Here is an 18,433-nt window from a genome sequence, read left to right as displayed (position 1 = left end):
CTGCTTTATAAACACAGGAACCCGCATGATCGGCCTGCCATTCCGGCGCAGCAATCCGTCAATTCTTCGTGGGCCGCGGATTTATCTGCGCGAGCCGTTGATGAGCGATTTTGCCAGTTGGGCCAGTGTGCGTGAGCAGAGCCGTGCTTTTCTCACGCCATGGGAGCCGACCTGGGCTGATGATGATCTCACGAAAGGTGCATTTCGCTATCGGTTGCGGCGAGTCCAGGAAGAAATGTCAGATGGCACCGGCTTTCCATTTTTTATTTTTCATAACAAAGACAACCAGCTGCTTGGCGGTATAACCCTTGGCAATATCCGGCGCGGCGTTGGGCAAAGCGGCATGATCGGGTATTGGAGCGGCGTTTCATCAGCGGGTAAAGGCTATATGGCCGAAGCGCTATCTTTGGTTATCCCCTTCGCATTCGGGGAACTAAGGTTGCACCGGATTGAAGCTGCCTGTATTCCCCATAATGTTCGTTCGATACGGCTTCTCGAAAAAGCCGGATTTCAGAGAGAAGGACTGTTGCGCTCCTATCTCAAGATAAACGGCTTCTGGCAGGATCACCTGTTATTTGCTCTGATAGAAAGCGATTTACGCATGATCAATGGCAAGGTTGAACGCTCGTGAATGGTTTTACAGACAGGTTTTTTTCAGCTCTCACACGTTTTGCAGCGCTGATCGTCATTGTAACCTGTTCTGCGGTTCATGCTTTTGCGGTTGAACCGATCAAGATTTCCAAGGAAGATACCGCCCTTGACCTTTCGCGCGCTGTGGAACTGCTGCGCAATCAGGGTGAGAGCGTGCAGGTTTCAACCGCACCGGGTGCTGATGGCATTGTTCGCCGCATCGAGGTGCAGGCCGACCCCAATTCCAATGCGTCAGGCGACTGGGCGGCATTTTCGATTGCCAATCCAACCGATGAACAGATCGACCGGCTGATTGTTGCGCCGCATTTCCGACTGGTTGGTTCGGGTGTCATCTGGCCGGATCTTGGTTCGCCACGTATTGCGTCGATTACGCCCAGCGAAGGCTTTGCGCTTGACCGGCAACCCAGTGCCGATGCTGATGTTTTCCGCATCACACTCAATCCCGGCACTGTTGTAACCTTTGTTGCCGAATTGTCGTCCCATAATCTGCCCCAGCTCTATCTGTGGGAGCCGGAAGCTTACAAGGATGCGGTTAATTCCTACACGCTTTACCGCGGCATTCTGCTTGGAATTTCCGGTCTTCTGGCTCTGTTTCTCACAATCCTGTTTGTTGTCAAAGGAACATCGCTGTTTCCTGCAACAGCTGCCCTTGCATGGGCTGTACTTGCCTATATCTGCGTGGATTTCGGCTTCTGGAACAAGCTGATGGAGATCTCGCCCGGAAACGAGCAGGTCTGGCGAGCGGGTACGGAAGTCGCCCTTGCCGCCTCTTTGGTGATCTTCCTGTTTACCTATCTCAATCTTAACCGATGGCACGACCATTTCAGCTATGGCGCTGTGACATGGGTGCTTGGCCTGATCGCGCTGGCAGGGGTTGCGGTCTTCGATCCGCCGGTGGCTTCTGGCATTGCACGCATATCTTTGGCGCTCACTGTGGCCTCGGGCATCTGTATCATCGGTTATCTTGCGGTCAAAGGCTATGATCGAGCGGTGATGCTCATTCCGGCATGGCTGCTCATACTGATATGGCTGCTTGGCGCGTGGATGACGGTATCCGGCCAGCTCGACAATGATATTATTCAGCCCGCGCTTGGTGGCGGTCTGGTGCTGATTGTGCTGCTTATTGGCTTTACCGTCATGCAACACGCCTTTTCCGGTGGTGCGCTTCATCAGGGGCTGCTCTCTGATATGGAGCGTCAGGCACTGGCCGTCATCGGTGCGGGCGACATCGTCTGGGACTGGGACGTGCCGCGCGACCGCGTTGTCACCACGCCCGATATTGCCAACTATCTCGGAAACACGGCCAGCTCTCTGCAAGGCCCAGTGCGCAACTGGTTGCCAGCCATGCACGCTGATGATCGTGATCGGTTCCGTTCCACGCTTGATGCCATTCTTGAAAACCGGCGCGGCCGCATCGGCCAGATTTTCCGACTGCGCGCCAATGACGGCCACTATCACTGGTATGCGCTGCGCGCACGCCCCGTCATCGGTTCAGACGGCGAAATCGTTCGCTGTGTCGGTACGCTCATCAATGTAACTGAACAGAAAAAGGCCGAAGAACGCCTTTTGCATGATGCCGTGCATGACAATCTGACGGGACTGCCCAATCGCGAACTCTTCCTTGATCGTCTCAGCAATGTGATGAACATGGCACGCGGCGAGAGCAACCTGCACCCGACCGTCTTCATCATCGACATAGACCGTTTCAAGCAGGTCAATGACAGCCTCGGTATGTCGGCCGGCGACACGATTCTGCTTACGATCTCGCGCCGCCTGTCGCGCATTATGAAGCCACAGGACACACTTTCACGTCTTTCTTCCGATCAGTTTGGTCTGCTTTTGGCCTCTGAAAGCGATCCGGGCCATATTGCTGCCTTTGCAGAAGCATTGCGTCAGGCCGTGCGCTCACCCATTGCCTATGCAAAACGCGAAATCGTGCTCACAGCCTCAGTCGGCCTGATCACATGGACCAAAACGGCTGCTTCCGCAGAAGATTTTGTAAAAGACGCCGAACTGGCGATGCATCAGGCCAAGCGTTTTGGCGGCGACCGTATTGAGCCATTCCGCCCGGCATTCCGTGCAATCGGTAGCGACAAGCTGCAACTGGAATCCGATTTGCGCCGTGCGCTTGAACGCGATGAAATCAATATCGTCTACCAGCCAATCGTGCGGCTGGACGAAGGTACAATTGCAGGTTTTGAAGCGCTGATGCGCTGGGAACACCCGCGCCGCGGTTCCATCTCTCCATCGGAATTCATTCCGATTGCCGAAAATTCAGGCCTTATCGTGCAGCTTGGCCTGTTTGCAATTGAACGCGCTGCGGAAGATCTGTTTGCCTGGCAGGAACAGTTTCCAAAACTCGATCTGTTCGTCTCCGTGAACCTGTCGAGCACCCAGCTTATCCGGCAAGACCTGATCAATGATATGCGTTCGGTCCTCTCGCGCATTCACCTCACACCGGGCAGTCTCAAGCTGGAACTGACCGAATCCGTGCTGATGGAAAACCCGGAACAGTCCGCTCATGTGCTTGCACGCCTCAAGACGATGGGCGTCGGTCTTTCGCTTGATGATTTTGGCACCGGCTATTCATCGCTTGCCTATCTCACCCGCTTCCCGTTCGACATCATCAAGATCGACCGTTCATTCGTCAAAGGTGATCAGCCGCAAAAGACCACGCTGCTGCGCTCTATCGTCAGCATGGCGCATGATCTCGGACTTGCAGTCGTAACCGAAGGCGTCGACAGCGAGAGTGACGCGTTGCAACTGCGCCAGATGGGGTGTGAATATGTGCAAAGCTTCATGTTCGGAGAACCATCCAGCCGCGAAGATGCAACGCGCATGATCAAAGATCAGCAGGAAGCAACAGCGGCGTAATCTGTACGGAGAATGTTCAGGCGTGACCGGCTTCGGAAACGAGCCGTGTCATGTCGATGCCCATATGGGTCATCAGCCGGTCGTATTTGCCGGTAATATCGCTGTCAAAAAGCATGTCCATTGGCGCAGGGCATGCCAGCCAGCCATTCCCCGCAAATTCTGCATCAAGTTGCCCCGGTGCCCAACCCGAATAGCCAAGCGTCATCAAAGCCTGTGCGGGACCTTTGCCGCCATAAATGGCACGCAAAATGTCAACGGTTGCTGTAAGACACACATCTTCGGCGACCGGCATTGTCGAATCCACCATAAAATCATCGGTGTGCAAAACGAAGCCACGTGTTTGATCCACAGGGCCACCATTGCGGACGATCATATTTTGCGCGCGCTCAGGCAGCACGATCAGATCATCATCGTCAATCACACCAATCTGTCGAAGAAGATCAGGAAAACCAACGGGCTGAAGCTGATTGATAATCAATCCCATAGCCCCCTCTTCCGAATGCGCACAGATATAAACAACCGAGCGCGCAAAGCGCTCGTCGCTCATTCCGGGCATGGCGAGCAGGAATTGCCCATTCAAGAAACCCTGCTCCTGATTTGGCTTCCTGAGAATGTTCATAGCTGAGAAGGTAGCAAGACTATACGAAATGACAACGAATTTCGTACAAAGTTTATCAAAAGCCCTCTTGGGTCGATTTCAACCGGATTTGCCCAATCTGGAAATTAAGAAGAATTCTGGCATGTTGGCATACATCATAATAAGCTCGGTAATAGTCTTCGTTCTTTATGCCATTTATGCACAAATAAAACTCTCTCGACTGATCGACTTCATCAGACAAAGTCCAGCGATGACGCAGATTATTGGCGACGTATCTGACCTCTATTATATCGTCACAATGACACGCGGCAATTATGGCTTTGCGCTCTATCTTTGGCGTAATCCGGTGCCGGATGCTGAGATCAATGCAAAATTTGCTGATTACAATAAACTTCGATCCATCTCCAATATTGCCCTCCTGTTGCATATGGCCCTGGGCGTTCTCATCATATTGTCTGTTTTCAAAAACCTGATATTCAAAATCTGAATTTCGGACATCAATTCTTGCGAACAACATCTTAAGCCTTGATAACGACACGATTTTCTATCAATCTCACCATATGAAATTATGTCGTTTTCTGATCATCGCCGTCGTTCTGGCCGCAGGCGCACCAGCGCACAGTGCTACGTCCGCATGGACGGAAACGCCGGGCGGCAGGGTTCGGGTTATCCTCGACGAAACCAACACAGCAGATGGGCTGCGCGGGGCTTTGCAGATTGATCTTAATCCGGGCTGGAAAACCTATTGGCGCAATCCGGGCGATGCCGGTGTGCCGCCGCAGCTCAATGTTGACGGCGATGCGCACGCGCGCATCGAATTCCCTGCACCTGTGAGCTTTGGCGCTGGTGATGAAGGCGGTATCGGCTATAAGAATCCTGTATCTTTACCGCTGACATTCACCGTAAAACCCGGTGAAAAGCAGCTCAAGGGAAATGTCTTTCTTGGCGTCTGCCATAACATCTGCATTCCTGTGCAGGCAGAGTTTGACTTCCCGCTTTCCACAAAAGCGGCAGAACAATCACCGCAAGCCATCGCTGCGAGCACGATTGTTGAAACGGCCTTTGACCGATTGCCATCCCCTGCCACGCCAGAATTTGGTGTCGCCGCCGCAAGGCGCGAAGAGAACAAAGCCATTTTCGATATTTCAGTGCCGGATAGCCAAGCACCCGCAGAGCTTTTTGTCGGCAGCGAGCAGTTCAACTTGTCTGAAACAACACCCGATGAGGCCTCTGACCAAAAGCGTTTCATTGCAACATTGCAGGGAAAAGCCAGCGAAGGTGCCATGATCGATTATACACTGGTGCAGAACGGCAAAGCAGTCTCAGGACAGGTCCGGCTCGACTAACTTCAACCATCAGCAATTTGAAATTGTCCAACGCGCCTTTATCGGCTTAAGTGGCGTTGCGATGCTTTGCATACGGAAAATTGAAAAACAGCCATTCACACAGGTGAGCACCGACGGCAAACGCTCACTTTCAGGAGAAAACAATGACGATCAAAGTTGGTGACAAGCTGCCAGCAGCTACCTTCAAGGTAAAGACTGCGGATGGTGTGAAGGAAGTGACGACGGACGAAGTCTTTGCAGGCAAAAAGGTCGTTCTTTTTGCAGTGCCCGGTGCATTCACCCCCACTTGCAGCCTCAACCACCTGCCGGGCTATCTTGAAAACCGTGACGTGATCCTTGCCAAGGGCGTAGATCAGATCGTTGTTGTTTCCGTCAATGATCCATTCGTAATGGGCGCTTGGGCACAGAGCACCGGCGGCGAAGGCAAGATCCTGTATCTTGCTGACGGCTCAGCCCTGTTTACAAAGGCCATTGGCCTCGAACTGGATGCAACTGCGGGCGGTCTTGGTATTCGCTCGAAGCGTTATTCCGCTATCGTTGAAGACGGCGTCGTCAAGACGCTAAACATCGAAGAACAGGCTGGACAGGCTGTAACTTCAAGTGCGGCGACGCTGATCGAACAGCTTTAAGATAAGCCAATCACGCGCCCTGCTTTTCAGGCAGGGCGCGCATTTCGCGGGTCAGCCATTTTTCAAGCGCCAGCGTATCCGGCTGCCCTGCCCTGTGTGGCGCGATCCATAGCAGCATGCGGCGCGGCCCCGGACAAAATCCAAATGGCGCAACAAGACGGCCCGATGCAATGTGTTCCGCCACCAGCATGCGCGGCACCACCGCCACACCCAATCCACACAAGACGGCCTGTATCAGCAGGTAGAAATGATGGAATGTCGATTTAAACTCCGGCATCTGGAAATCTACGTTTGCTGCCTTCTGCCAGTCCTCGAATGCCTCAAGACGTGTCTGTGTTGCAAGCACTGTCGCATTCACCAGATCAGTTGGGCCGCTTAACGGGCAATGCTGCAGATAAGACGGCGCGCAAACCAAACCGATCTCCTCGCGTCCCATATCGCGAATTACAGCATCCGCCGGCGGCTCGATGATGCTTGAACGGATCGCAATACCAATCTTGTCACGCATGAAATCGATGCGATCATAATTCATGTTAAATTGCAGTTCGATATGCGGATAGCGCTCATGAAAGCGGCCTATGCGCGGAATGATCCACTCCATCATAATCGACGATGAACAGGAAAGCGTCAGAGGTCCCGGTTTTACCCGCTCAATGCTCGCTTCAATGATTGAAAATGCGCTGGCGAGCGCTTCCGCTAACCGTACACCCTCAGGTGTCGGATCGCTTACGCGCGCCGTGCGCGTGACAAGAAGAACACCAAGCGTATCTTCGAGTGCACGGATCTGACGGCTGACTGCACCATGCGTCACGCAGAGCTCTTCGGCAGCACGCGTCATCGAACGATGGCGTGCAACAGCTTCAAAGGCTTTAAGCGCATTCAAAGATGGCAATGGACGCATGTAAGACTCCATTCGAGTATGAGTATACCTGTGAGGTAATATCACAGTTTGGCGCGAATAAATCGCTTGCGGCGGCATGTCGCATTCATTAGCTATCCGCCTATTTAAAAGCGCAAGTGCCGCATGAATAGGCAATTCATTTGATTTGCCTTCATACTGTTTCTTCCGCTTACGTTAAATATGCAAGCAGGGAGGAACTGCCATGCAGCAAAAATCTCACGAAATGACGCCCGCTGAAAAGTCGGCCATATCGAAAATTTCGATCCGGCTGGTCCCGTTCATCGCGCTGATGTTCTTCATCAACTTCCTGGATCGGACCGCAATTTCGTTTGCTGGTCCAAACGGAATGACAACCGATCTTGCGCTGACAGCAGCACAGTTCGGCTTCGCCGCCGGTATCTTCTTTGTTGGCTATATCATCCTTGAAGTTCCAAGCAATCTTGCGTTGCACAAGTTTGGCGCGCGCAAATGGCTCGCCCGCATCATGGTGACATGGGGCATTGTGGCGCTTCTGTTCACATGGGTTTCAAGCTCTACAGAGCTTTACATCCTGCGCTTCCTGCTGGGTGTTGCGGAAGCTGGCTTCTTCCCGGGCGCCATTCTGTTCCTGTCGATGTGGGTACCTTCGCGTCACCGCAACAAGATTCTTGCGCTGTTCTACATCGCGCAGCCACTGACAATTGTTATCGGTGCGCCAATCGCTGCAATGCTGATCGATATGCATGGCGCTTTCGGCCTTGAAGGCTGGCGCATCATGTTCTTCGGTGTTGCTGTTCCGGCAATCATCATTGGTATTGTCACCTTTTTCTACCTGCCGGATACGCCAAATGACGCCAAGTGGCTGAACAAGGAAGAACGCGACTGGCTGAATGGCGCACTGGCTCAGGAAGAAAAAGTCAAGGAAAGCGCCCATGGCCGTATGAGTGGTCTGGCACTGTTCGACAAGCGCGTATGGCTTCTGTCGATTGTGTATTTCGGCCTTGTGTATGGTCTTTATGCACTGGCTTTCTTCCTGCCATCGATCATCAACGGGTTCGAGCAGGAGTTCAACACGAAGTTTGACGTGTTCGATAAGGGCTTGATCACTGCAATTCCTTATCTGCCAGCCGCCATCGCTCTCTATTTCTGGAGCCGCGATGCAGCAAAGCGCGGTGTGCGTCCATGGCATATCGGCATTCCGGCACTGGTTGGCGCTTTTGCTATTCCAGCCGCCCTTTTCATGCCCTCGCCTGCAACCACGATCCTGATGATCACCATCACAGCCTGTGCGATCTTCTCCGCATTGCCGAACTTCTGGGCCATTCCATCGCGCTTCCTGAGCGGTCCGGCAGCAGCAGCAGGTATCGCATTGATCAACACCATCGGCAATATTGCAGGCTTTGCAGCACCTTACATCACGGGACTCGTCAAGGATTGGACCGGTCTTTACGAAATGCCGATGTTTATCGTCGGTGCGGTGATGCTCGCGTCTTCGCTGCTCGCCTTCTCGCTGACTGGTCGTCTCAAAGACCCATCCGAAATGCAGCAGGGTAAGTAATCTGCACAAAACCAAAAAGCCGCGCTGAAATTCAGCGCGGCTTTTTCACGTCCGGCTCCATGACGTTCTTATTTGACCTGAAGAGACTTATGGCCGTTATATTTGAACGGCTCCATGCCTGCACGGGCAAGCTCATCGGCACGTTCATTCTCCGGGTGTCCGGCATGGCCTTTGACCCAATGCCACGTCACTTTGTGCGGCTTGCGCGCTTCATCCAGCGCATGCCAAAGCTCAGCATTCTTGACCGGCTTCTTGGCGGCTGTCTTCCAGCCATTGCGCTTCCAGCCCTCAATCCAGCCGGAAATACCATCACGAACATAAACGCTATCGGTATAAAGATCGACTTCACAGGGTTCTTTCAGTGCGGATAGCGCTGAAATTGCGGCCATAAGCTCCATGCGATTGTTAGTGGTATCAGCTTCGCCGCCCTTTAATTCTTTCACATGGTCATTCCAACGCACAATCGCACCCCAGCCCCCGGGACCGGGATTGCCGGAACACGCGCCATCGGTGAAAGCTTCAATATGCTTCACGCGGCAGCTCCCGACAGTTCAAGACCATATTCCGTTGCTGATGTAACCTGGCGATGGAAGCGCATACGGCGCACGTATTCCATCGGATCTTTTTTCATCACGAAGCTGCCATCGGGCACATTCAGCCAGTCATAAAGACGGGTCAGCATGAAACGCACGGCAGCACCGCGCGCCAACACCGGCAGCGCATCGATTTCAGCCGTCGAAAGTGGACGAACTGCGTTATAGCCGCGCAGCAAAGCAGCACCCTTGGTGAGATTGAAGGAGAAATCCTTCTCAAAGCACCAGGCATTCAGACAAACGGCCACATCGTAAGCGAGAATATCGGTACAGGCGAAATAGAAATCGATGAAGCCCGAAAGCCTGTCGCCAAGAAAGAACACATTATCCGGGAACAGATCTGCATGGATAACGCCTTGCGGAAGCCCTTGTGGCCAGTTCTTTTCCAGATAATCGAGATCACCTTCAGCTTCGGCCACCAGCCCCTCTTCCACGCTGTCAGCACGGGCTTTTGACAGATCCCACAACGGACGCCAGTCCTGCAGCGTCAGGCCGTTGCGTCGGCGCATGGGAAAATCTTCCCCCGCCAGATGCATTTCAGCCAGTCCGCGACCAACCTCTTCACAATGTGCAGCCGTGGGTTTACGCATCCACATGCCTTCAAGGAAGGTGACGATGGCTGCCGGACGCCCTGCAAGCTCACCAATCGTCACACCATCACGACGGACAACAGGCTGCGGGCATTCCAGACCGCGCCTTGAAAGATGCTCCATCAAATTCAGGAAAAACGGAAGCTCATCACGGTTCACGCGCTTTTCGTAAAGTGTGAGAATGAAAGAGCCTGTCGTGGTATGCAGAAGATAATTGGTGTTCTCCACCCCTTCCGCAATGCCCTTATAGGATGTCAGCGCACCGATATCATATTGTTCTAGAAAAGCGCCAAGCTCGATTTCGTTTATATCTGTATAGACGGCCATGCCGCTTATTTCCCTTGCATGAACTTTGGTATTCCCACGACGCGGTTTTCGCCGTTGACGAAGGCCATATCCCGCACAGTCAGTTCCACGTCGCGTATTTCACGATTGACGAGGAAATTTTCGGTTTCAATCGTGGTCTCGGCGAGTTCAATTTTGACGGTGAAGCGGTCCTTGAAAGCATCCATAATTTCATCGACGATAATTTCAGGTGCGGATGCACCGGCAGAAAGTCCCACCACCGAAATATCACCAATCTGATCCCATTGAATATCCGATGCGCGCTGCACCAGCATCGACATGCCTGCACCGGCCTTTTCCGCCACCTCAACAAGGCGCTTGGAATTGGACGAGTTGGGGGCGCCCACGATCAGAAACAGATCGCAGCCAGGTGCGGCCGCACGCACCGCATCCTGACGGTTGGTGGTGGCATAGCAGATCGATTCCGCGGCTGGCGCTGTCAGATTTGGAAACCGCCGCTGCAACTCAACGATAATGCCCGCCGTATCGTCCACCGAAAGCGTTGTCTGGGTTACAAAACCCAGATTATCAGAATCGGCAAACTCGATTGTGCGTGCGTCTTCCACTGTCTCAATCAGCGTGACAGTGCCTTCCGGCAATTGCCCCATCGTACCGATGACTTCAGGATGCCCGGAATGACCGATCAAGATCACATGACGGCCAAGACGCTGATGACGCATCGCCTGTTTATGAACCTTGGAAACCAAGGGACAGGTCGCATCAAGATAAAACAAGTTCTTGGCTTCAGCATCCGCAGGCACAGATTTCGGCACACCATGAGCGGAAAAAACCACCGGTTGATCGCGATGCTCTGCCGGTATCTCGTCTAGTTCCTCGACAAAGATCGCGCCGCGCGATTGCAAGCCTTCAACAACATAGCGGTTATGTACGATCTCATGGCGCACATAAACTGGCGCGCCATATTTCTTCAAGGCCAGCACGACGATCTGGATTGCCCGGTCAACACCTGCGCAAAAGCCGCGCGGGCCGCAGAGGCGAATTTCCAGAGGGGGACGTTTATCGGTCATGAAGCATGCTCGCTTGATAATCACATAGGCCGGAGTTGGGCTGTAACACGGTCTTTGTCAAGACCTGACACCCTTCCGATATCGCCAGAACCACGTTCCGACAACCCCCAGCAGTGCCAATGCAAGCCCATACCAGGTCAACGCATATTGCAGGTGATTGTTGGGAAAGTCGATGATGGTAATGCCGCCGATTGGCAAACCACCAAAATTCGGCGTCTTGTCCGCATCAATAAAGAACGGCACGGCATCATCAAGCGAAGGAATATCCGCGCTTTCGGCCATCGCCGCCCAGTCCTTCCAATAAAAGATGTTCTTTGCAATGTCATTGTCTGGAACGAAATAACCCGGTTTCGACGTGAGCGGATCACGGGCAAGGCCGGTGATCGTCACAGGTCCATCCAATTGACCGTCGAGCCGCGTTTCAGGATCTTTCCTGTCGTATGGCACAAAACCACGATTGACCAGCACAAAACGGTCATCCTCAAGCATCAGCGGCGTATAGACATTAAAGCCAGACTGGCCGTCATAGGTCGCCAGAAAATGACGCTCACCCTGATGCATGAAAGTGCCGGAAACCGTAACCGGACGATATTCGACCGATCCCTCATCGCGATAGATTTTTTCCATTTCAGCCAGAGGGATTGGAGCCTCATGAACACGCTGCTCTGTGGACGCAAGCAATGCTTCCTTCCAGTGCAGCCGCTCAACCTGCCACGTTCCCAATGCAACCAGAATCAAAAATGCGATTAAAGACGCAATCAGCGTAGCCCACGGAAACCTGCGCGACTTTTGTATCTGGTTCATTGACCATCATCCAGACGCCCCTGAGACGCCTTGTTGCGATATTGCATATTGATCAGAATACCCTTGATAGCGCGCATGGCAACAAGGCTGAGAATAATTGCCAGAGGCACCCACAAAATGAAATGCACCCAGAGCGGTGGCGCGTAATTCACGTCCAGCCACAGAGCCAGACCCACCACAATAACGCCGATGATAAGGATCACAAAGGCGGCCGGACCGTCGCCTGAATCCGCAAAAGAATAATCCAGGCCACATGCCTGACAGCGCGGCGCAACCGCCAAAAACCCGTTAAACAGCTTGCCCTCATCACAGCGCGGACAGTGACCAAGAATGCCGCTCTTTATGGGATCGACGGGTGGGTAAGGATTATGGTCGGACATGTTAACCCCACAAAAAGTGGAAAAAAGGAAAAGGCGGCCATGTTTCCAAGGCCGCCTGCAATTCAATCAGCACACGGATTATCCGCCGTGCATGGGTGCACCCCAGCCACCCCAGACATAGATGGTGAAGAACAGGAACAGCCAGACGACATCCACGAAGTGCCAATACCATGCAGCCGCTTCAAAACCGAAATGCCGCTCCGGCGTGAAATCACCGCTCATCGCGCGGAACAGAATAACCAGCAGGAAGATCGTTCCGATGATGACGTGGAAGCCGTGGAAGCCAGTCGCCATGAAGAAGGTCGCGCCATAAATCGAGTCTTTGAACTCGAAAGGTGCATGAACATATTCGTAATACTGGACAAACGAAAACAGCACACCGAGCGCCACTGTCAGCGTCAAACCGATAATCATGCCCGAGCGATCCTTGTGCAGCAGCGCATGATGCGCCCAGGTCAGTGTCGTGCCTGAAAGCAGAAGGATAACCGTGTTGTAGAGCGGAAGATGCAGCGGATCGAGAACCTCAATTCCCTTTGGTGGCCACTGGCCGCCGGTGAATTCGGCGCGCGCGACCTGATGCACTTCATTCGGAAACAGGCTTGCATCGAAAAATGCCCAGAACCATGCAGCAAAGAACATGACTTCCGAGGCGATGAACATGATCATGCCGTAGCGCAGATGCAGGGCCACAACGCGGGTATGATGCCCCTCATGGCCTTCCCTGATCGCATCAGCCCACCATGCATACATGCAGTAAAGAACAATCGCGAGGCCAATGAAAAATATCCATGGCGTTGCCAGATTGATGCCAAAAAATGGCAGATCACCCGCATTGATATAGCGCATCCATGCGATACCGCCGATTGCCAGCACAAATGCGCCAACTGAGCTCAGAAATGGCCATGGGCTTGGCGCTATAATGTGGTAATCGTGATTTTTTTCGTGAGCGTTCGCCATGTCTCTCCCCATGCAACCCCTCAGGGCCCTCTCTCATGCATTTCAGCCCTTGCGCCTAAGGCAGCATCAGGCAGTTCCCTTCCCGGCACACCATAAAGCTGTGCGGCTTGTTTGTCTTTGCGGCATTATGTGCCGCACGTATTCAATCAGCTTCCACCGCTGTTTCCGATGACGCCCTTCGCATTTGCCACGGGCGCAGGCTTCTCGATCGGAAAGAACGTATAGGAAAGCGTAATTGTTTTCACATCTTTCAGATCAGGATCATTGATGATCTCCGGATCGATGAAGAACACCACCGGCATTTCCATGCTCTCATCGGGCTGCAAGGTCGTGTCGGTAAAGCAGAAGCATTCAACCTTATTGAAATAAGCGCCTGCCCGGGCTGGTGCGACATTGAAGCTCGCACGACCGTAAGTCGTCTGATCAAAAAGATTCTGCGCCTCATACTTGATCATCAAGGTTTCCCCAATGCGCAAGCTGACTTCACGCTCGACCGGCTTGAAATCCCAAGGCAGACCGTTTGACGTATTGGCATCAAAGCGGACCTTCATGGTTTTATCGAGTATGGTGTCGGAATATTGTTCGACGCGCTGGGTGGTACCACCGTAACCTGTCACCTGACAGAACAGACGATACAATGGAACGGAAGCGTAAGCTGCACCGACCATGCAGGCGAAAAAGGCAACACAAGCGATTGCAACCGTGCGGTTGGAACGGTTGAGCTTTTTTTGCTTCTCGTCGATGTTCTGCTGATCTTCCATCTTCTCCTCCCGAAAACGTCTGGTCAGTTCGTTGTTAAATCATCCCATCCCATGAATGGCCGTCATTACATTGGCCGCATAAACATGTTTGCACCGAGTTTTGCGACCGTACCGATATAGACAAGCACCACAAAAAGCAGAAGTGCGATTGCAAGCCCGATAGAACGATTACGCTGTGCCTTTTTCTGCGGCTCAGTCGGCACAATCAGTTCCAGCTCTTCCTTCACCGGCTCTTGCGCTGGCTTATCAATCACAACACTCTCCAATTCAGCCCGCTCCTCACAGGAACCCAAATCCAGTCAGAAGCTTGACCGCCAAAGCTTCAAACAACAGCACCGCAAAAATCACGGACAGATAAATCAGCGAAAAGCGGAAAAGCTTACGCGCTGCAAGCAACATCTGCGTTTCGGTTTCAGCCGCCCACATGCGCCATGCATAATAGACGAATGCCAGTCCGAGCAGAACAGAAATAACGCCATAGAAAATGCCCGCAAAGCCCATGATCCATGGCAGCACACCAACCGGCGCCATCAGAACAGCATAGAACAGAGCCTGCCTGCGGGTCGACAATTCGCCCTTCACATTGGGCATCATCGGAACACGGGCCGCTTCGTAATCATTTGATGTGAAGAGCGACAGTGCCCAGAAATGCGGCGGGGTCCACAAAAAGATGATCAAGAACAGAACGGTGCTGTCCCAAGTGATTTCACCCGTTGCAGCAGCCCAACCAATCATTGGCGGGAAGGCCCCAGCGGCACCGCCGATCACAATATTCTGTGGCGTCGAGCGCTTGAGCCACATGGTATAAACAACGGCATAAAAGAAAATCGTGAAAGCGAGGAGCGCTCCCGCCAGCCAATTGACCATCAGGCCAAGAGTGACCACTGAGAAGGCTGATAGTGTGAGGCCAAAGGCCAGCACCTGATTGGGCTGGATGATGCCAGCTGGAACCGGACGTTTGCGCGTGCGTTTCATCACGGCATCAATATCGGCATCATACCACATATTGAGCGCGCCCGACGCACCTGCGCCAACCGCAATGCAAAGAATGCTGATAGCAGCCAAGACAGGATTCATATGGCCGGGTGCGAGCACCAGACCGACAAGGCCGGTAAATACCACCAGCGACATTACACGCGGCTTCAGCAGGATAAGATAATCCCGCGCCGTCGCCTCAGAGAGTGCGAATGCTTCGTCGGAAACCGTGTTTTTTTCCACCAGAGACATTGACTTTACAACCTCGAATTCAACCGACCGATGCCGCGTCCTGCCCTGAACGCCCACCGGTATTCCAACAAACCCTACCTCCCGGAAATGCATTCACCCCTATCGGATTTTCCGAACCGCAACGCCAGCCAAGGGCTGACATAGCTGAATGCCGCTCGCACATATCATAGTTTTACAAAAGGGCGAACCCATTTCACAGATTCGCCCCCGTCCTAAACGTTACTTGATACGCGGCAACTGTTCCCACTGATGGTATGGTGGCGGCGATGAAAGCTGCCATTCAAGCGTTGTCGCACCCGGACCCCATGGGTTTGCACCTGCTTCTCGCTTCTTCGCAAATGCTTCAAACACATTGTAGAGGAAGATCAGCACGGCAAAACCGGAAATGTAGGAGCCGTAAGACGACACCATGTTCCAGCCCGCATAGGCATCCGGATAGTCGATATAGCGACGCGGCATACCAGCAAGACCGAGGAAGTGCTGCGGGAAAAACACCAGATTAACGCCGACAAACGTCACCCAGAAGTGCAGCTTCGCAGTGAACTCATCGTACATGTAGCCGCTCATCTTCGGGAACCAGTAATACCAGCCTGCAAAGATTGCGAACACAGCACCCAGCGACAGCACGTAATGGAAATGTGCAACCACATAATATGTGTCATGCAAAGCCCGGTCGAGACCGGCATTGGCAAGCTGCACACCCGTCACACCACCAATGGTAAACAGGAAGATGAAGCCAACAGCCCAGAGCATCGGCGCGCGGAAGGTTATAGAGCCACCCCACATCGTCGCGATCCATGAGAAAATCTTGATGCCCGTTGGCACCGCAATCACCATCGTTGCGAACATGAAGTAACGCTGCGTATCGAGTGACAACCCGACCGTATACATGTGATGCGCCCAGACCACGAAGCCGACCACACCAATCGCAACCATCGCATAGGCCATGCCGAGATAACCGAAAATCGGCTTGCGCGAGAAGGTCGAAATGATGTGGCTGACGATGCCAAATCCCGGCAGGATCAGAATGTAAACTTCCGGGTGACCGAAGAACCAGAACAGATGCTGGTAGAGAATTGGATCACCGCCACCTTCCGGTGAGAAGAAGGTCGTACCAAAATTGCGGTCTGTCAGCAGCATCGTAATACCGCCTGCAAGAACCGGCAGCGACAACAGAAGCAGGAACGCAGTCACGAGGACAGACCATGCAAAGAGCGGCATCTTGTGCAGCGTCATGCCCGGAGCACGCATATTCAGAATGGTGGTAATGAAGTTGATCGCACCAAGGATCGAAGACACGCCCGCGATATGGAGCGCCAGAATGGCGAAATCGATCGCCGGTCCCGGCTGGCCACTGGTTGAAAGCGGCGGATAAAGCGTCCAGCCACCGCCAACACCCCATGTACCGGGTGAAGCAGGCATAAACAGCGAGATCAACAGCAGCAGCAATGCAGGTGGCAGCAGCCAGAAGGAAATGTTGTTCATGCGTGGGAACGCCATATCCGGCGCGCCGATCATCAGCGGGATCATCCAGTTGGCATAACCACCGATCAATGCAGGCATGACCATGAAGAAGATCATGATCAGCGCATGCATCGAGGTGAACACATTGAACATGTGCTTGCCGGCATCCAGAGCAGCATCGCCCTCAACGCCATAAACCATCGCCGCAAGGCCATGGAAAATCTGAATGCCCGGCTCCTGCAACTCGGCACGCATGGCGATCGACAATGCGCCGCCAATAATGCCCGCCGTGATTGCAAAAATCAGGTAAAGAGTACCGATGTCTTTATGATTGGTCGAGTAAACCCAGCGTACCCAGCCCTTTGGCTTATGGTCGTCGTGGGCTCCATGCTCGTGAGCTGCTGTGCCAGCCATGGAATTCGCTCCCGTTTTTCAACAGTCTTGCGTATCGAAGTCTTAAAGACCCGCCGCAGCTACTTTATCATTTGTATCGCCTTCAAGCTCAGCCTGAAGCGCCTTGTTCGCACCCTGAAGGTCCGATGCTGCGGCCGTGAGCCATGTGTTATATTGCTCGTCCGAGACAACACGCACGGCAATCGGCATGTAAGCGTGATCCTTGCCACATAGTTCCGAACACTGGCCGTAATAAAGGCCTTCTTTGTCAGCCTTGAACCAAGCCTCATTGATGCGACCCGGAATAGCATCCATCTTCACGCCAAAAGCCGGAATTGTCCATGAATGGATAACATCGGCGGCGGTGACCAGAAGACGGACTGTCGTTCCAACCGGCACGACAACTTCATTGTCAACAGTCAGAAGACGCGGATAGATAGCGCGGTTTTCTTTGCCAGCCGCAGCCCGCTCTCCATCCTTTAGGATAAGAGAATCAAAACTGACCGGCGTCTCGGTCTGATACTCATAGCCCCAGTACCACTGATACCCCGTCGCCTTGACGGTCAGCGAAGGATCTTCGGGCGAATATTGCGCCGTCAGGAGCTGGAATGATGGCACCGCCAGAAAAAGCAGTACAATCACCGGACCCACCGTCCAGATGACCTCAATTGCCGTATTGTGGCTGGTCTTGGATGGTTCAGGATTTGCGTTCGCGCGAAACTTGAAAGCGCACCAGAACAGCAAAACCAGCACAAGCAGTGTGATGGGTACGATAAACCAGAGCGTATAACGCTCGAACCAATGAATCTGCTCGGCAATGCCCGTAGCAGCAGCTTGAAATGTCATTTCCCACGGACGCGGCTGATCCGCCAGAGCGGCACCGCTTGTCCACAGCAATGCGATAGCACCAACGACGGCGCCCCTCGTTGTGGCAACAAATTTATCCACCAGAACTCTCTCCCTTTTCGCCCTTGCAGGCTTGGACGCCGGACGTTAAGACGGCCGTATCCCCCGTCAGCGTTCAAACCACACCTTACCGCACACCGCAAGCGAGGCGAATATGTTCCTGTGCGGCATTTTTGCGCGCAGCCCTGCGTCAGAGCCCCGCATCCTGCGCGCTTGCTTGAGGTTCTTTGCATGACGAAAACTTGGGAAAACCCACAGAAACCCATAATGAAGCCATGATTTAGCAAGAGGTTTCCGTTACCGTGCCGATCGAAAATGGATATAACTGCCCAAACGCATCTTGGGACGCATCTGGGTGCAAAACCGGCATTGCCTTTGCGATTATGGCCCGGAGGCGACAATAGCTTTTCACGGCCTGCTTCGCACGGTAACGTCACGGTGATTCGATC

General features: G+C 53.2%; 19 protein-coding genes. 6 read left to right on the top strand and 13 right to left on the bottom strand.

All coding sequences use genetic code 11. From position 1 onward, the window contains the following. Nucleotides 1-25: 25 nt before the first annotated feature. Both OPR82_RS03920 and OPR82_RS03915 read left to right on the top strand, forming a co-directional pair. A complete protein-coding gene (locus OPR82_RS03920) occupies nt 26-631 on the top strand; it encodes a GNAT family N-acetyltransferase (protein ID WP_265983123.1) in 606 nt (201 codons plus the stop codon). Next, the gene (locus OPR82_RS03915; protein WP_265983122.1) at nt 628-3,525 is read left to right on the top strand and encodes an EAL domain-containing protein; all 2,898 of its coding nucleotides are present in this window, start codon (nt 628-630) and stop codon (nt 3,523-3,525) included. Before OPR82_RS03920 ends, OPR82_RS03915 begins: the two co-directional genes overlap by 4 nt. A gap of 16 nt (nt 3,526-3,541) precedes the next feature. Here OPR82_RS03915 and OPR82_RS03910 read toward each other — a convergent pair whose 3' ends face one another. Further along, complete coding sequence (locus OPR82_RS03910) at nt 3,542-4,144, bottom strand: YqgE/AlgH family protein (protein WP_265983121.1); 603 nt, start codon at nt 4,142-4,144, stop codon at nt 3,542-3,544. Between the two features lie 28 nt (nt 4,145-4,172). Between OPR82_RS03910 and OPR82_RS03905 the strand changes: the two genes are divergently transcribed. From OPR82_RS03905 to OPR82_RS03895, 3 genes are all read left to right on the top strand, one after another. Next, the gene (locus OPR82_RS03905; RefSeq protein ID WP_265983120.1) at nt 4,173-4,610 is read left to right on the top strand and encodes a hypothetical protein; all 438 of its coding nucleotides are present in this window, start codon (nt 4,173-4,175) and stop codon (nt 4,608-4,610) included. A gap of 73 nt (nt 4,611-4,683) precedes the next feature. Then, nucleotides 4,684-5,469: a protein-disulfide reductase DsbD domain-containing protein gene (locus OPR82_RS03900; RefSeq protein ID WP_265983119.1), complete on the top strand. Its 786-nt coding sequence runs from the start codon at nt 4,684-4,686 to the stop codon at nt 5,467-5,469. Between the two features lie 143 nt (nt 5,470-5,612). Further along, entirely contained in the window at nt 5,613-6,098 is a 486-nt protein-coding gene (locus tag OPR82_RS03895; RefSeq protein ID WP_265983118.1) for a peroxiredoxin, read from the top strand. 10 nt (nt 6,099-6,108) lie between these two features. On the opposite strand, the gene OPR82_RS03890 is transcribed toward OPR82_RS03895, so the two are convergent. After that, nucleotides 6,109-6,999 carry a LysR substrate-binding domain-containing protein gene (locus OPR82_RS03890; RefSeq protein ID WP_265983117.1) on the bottom strand — a complete coding sequence of 297 codons (891 nt, stop codon included), beginning with the start codon at nt 6,997-6,999 and terminating at the stop codon, nt 6,109-6,111. 202 nt (nt 7,000-7,201) lie between these two features. On the opposite strand from OPR82_RS03890, the gene OPR82_RS03885 reads away from it, so the two are divergent. Then, nucleotides 7,202-8,536, top strand: a complete 1,335-nt coding sequence (locus OPR82_RS03885; RefSeq protein ID WP_265983116.1) for an MFS transporter — start codon at nt 7,202-7,204, stop codon at nt 8,534-8,536. Between the two features lie 68 nt (nt 8,537-8,604). On the opposite strand, the gene rnhA is transcribed toward OPR82_RS03885, so the two are convergent. The 11 genes from rnhA to coxB all read right to left on the bottom strand — a co-directional run bounded on the left by rnhA (nt 8,605) and on the right by coxB (nt 18,026). Continuing rightward, the gene (gene rnhA / locus OPR82_RS03880) at nt 8,605-9,069 is read right to left on the bottom strand and encodes a ribonuclease HI (RefSeq protein WP_265983115.1); all 465 of its coding nucleotides are present in this window, start codon (nt 9,067-9,069) and stop codon (nt 8,605-8,607) included. Beyond that, nucleotides 9,066-10,046, bottom strand: coding sequence for a homoserine kinase (locus OPR82_RS03875; RefSeq protein WP_265983114.1), 981 nt, complete (start codon nt 10,044-10,046; stop codon nt 9,066-9,068). The genes rnhA and OPR82_RS03875 overlap by 4 nt, the downstream gene beginning before the upstream one ends. A 5-nt stretch (nt 10,047-10,051) precedes the next feature. Further along, nucleotides 10,052-11,092 carry a 4-hydroxy-3-methylbut-2-enyl diphosphate reductase gene (gene ispH / locus OPR82_RS03870; protein ID WP_265983113.1) on the bottom strand — a complete coding sequence of 347 codons (1,041 nt, stop codon included), beginning with the start codon at nt 11,090-11,092 and terminating at the stop codon, nt 10,052-10,054. A 57-nt stretch (nt 11,093-11,149) separates the two neighbouring features. Then, the gene (locus OPR82_RS03865; RefSeq protein WP_265983112.1) at nt 11,150-11,896 is read right to left on the bottom strand and encodes an SURF1 family protein; all 747 of its coding nucleotides are present in this window, start codon (nt 11,894-11,896) and stop codon (nt 11,150-11,152) included. Next, nucleotides 11,893-12,276, bottom strand: coding sequence for a DUF983 domain-containing protein (locus OPR82_RS03860; RefSeq protein WP_265983111.1), 384 nt, complete (start codon nt 12,274-12,276; stop codon nt 11,893-11,895). The genes OPR82_RS03865 and OPR82_RS03860 overlap by 4 nt, the downstream gene beginning before the upstream one ends. 78 nt (nt 12,277-12,354) lie before the next feature. Then, nucleotides 12,355-13,233: a cytochrome c oxidase subunit 3 gene (locus tag OPR82_RS03855; protein ID WP_265983110.1), complete on the bottom strand. Its 879-nt coding sequence runs from the start codon at nt 13,231-13,233 to the stop codon at nt 12,355-12,357. 146 nt (nt 13,234-13,379) lie between these two features. Further along, on the bottom strand, nt 13,380-13,994 hold the full coding sequence (locus tag OPR82_RS03850) for a cytochrome c oxidase assembly protein (RefSeq protein ID WP_265983109.1): 615 nt from the start codon (nt 13,992-13,994) through the stop codon (nt 13,380-13,382). Between the two features lie 65 nt (nt 13,995-14,059). Next, nucleotides 14,060-14,245: a hypothetical protein gene (locus tag OPR82_RS03845; RefSeq protein ID WP_265983851.1), complete on the bottom strand. Its 186-nt coding sequence runs from the start codon at nt 14,243-14,245 to the stop codon at nt 14,060-14,062. 28 nt (nt 14,246-14,273) lie between these two features. Continuing rightward, nucleotides 14,274-15,221, bottom strand: coding sequence for a heme o synthase (locus OPR82_RS03840; RefSeq protein WP_265983108.1), 948 nt, complete (start codon nt 15,219-15,221; stop codon nt 14,274-14,276). 219 nt (nt 15,222-15,440) lie between these two features. After that, nucleotides 15,441-17,099: a cytochrome c oxidase subunit I gene (gene ctaD, locus OPR82_RS03835; protein ID WP_265983107.1), complete on the bottom strand. Its 1,659-nt coding sequence runs from the start codon at nt 17,097-17,099 to the stop codon at nt 15,441-15,443. Nucleotides 17,100-17,141: 42 nt separating this feature from the next. Next, complete coding sequence (gene coxB, locus OPR82_RS03830) at nt 17,142-18,026, bottom strand: cytochrome c oxidase subunit II (RefSeq protein ID WP_265983106.1); 885 nt, start codon at nt 18,024-18,026, stop codon at nt 17,142-17,144. Between the last annotated feature and the right edge of the window lie 407 nt (nt 18,027-18,433).

Source organism: Ochrobactrum chromiisoli (assembly GCF_026241335.1).
Taxonomy (GTDB): domain Bacteria; phylum Pseudomonadota; class Alphaproteobacteria; order Rhizobiales; family Rhizobiaceae; genus Brucella; species Brucella chromiisoli.
Note: the sequence above shows the minus strand (reverse complement) of the source record. Positions and strands in the feature narration are given on the sequence as shown.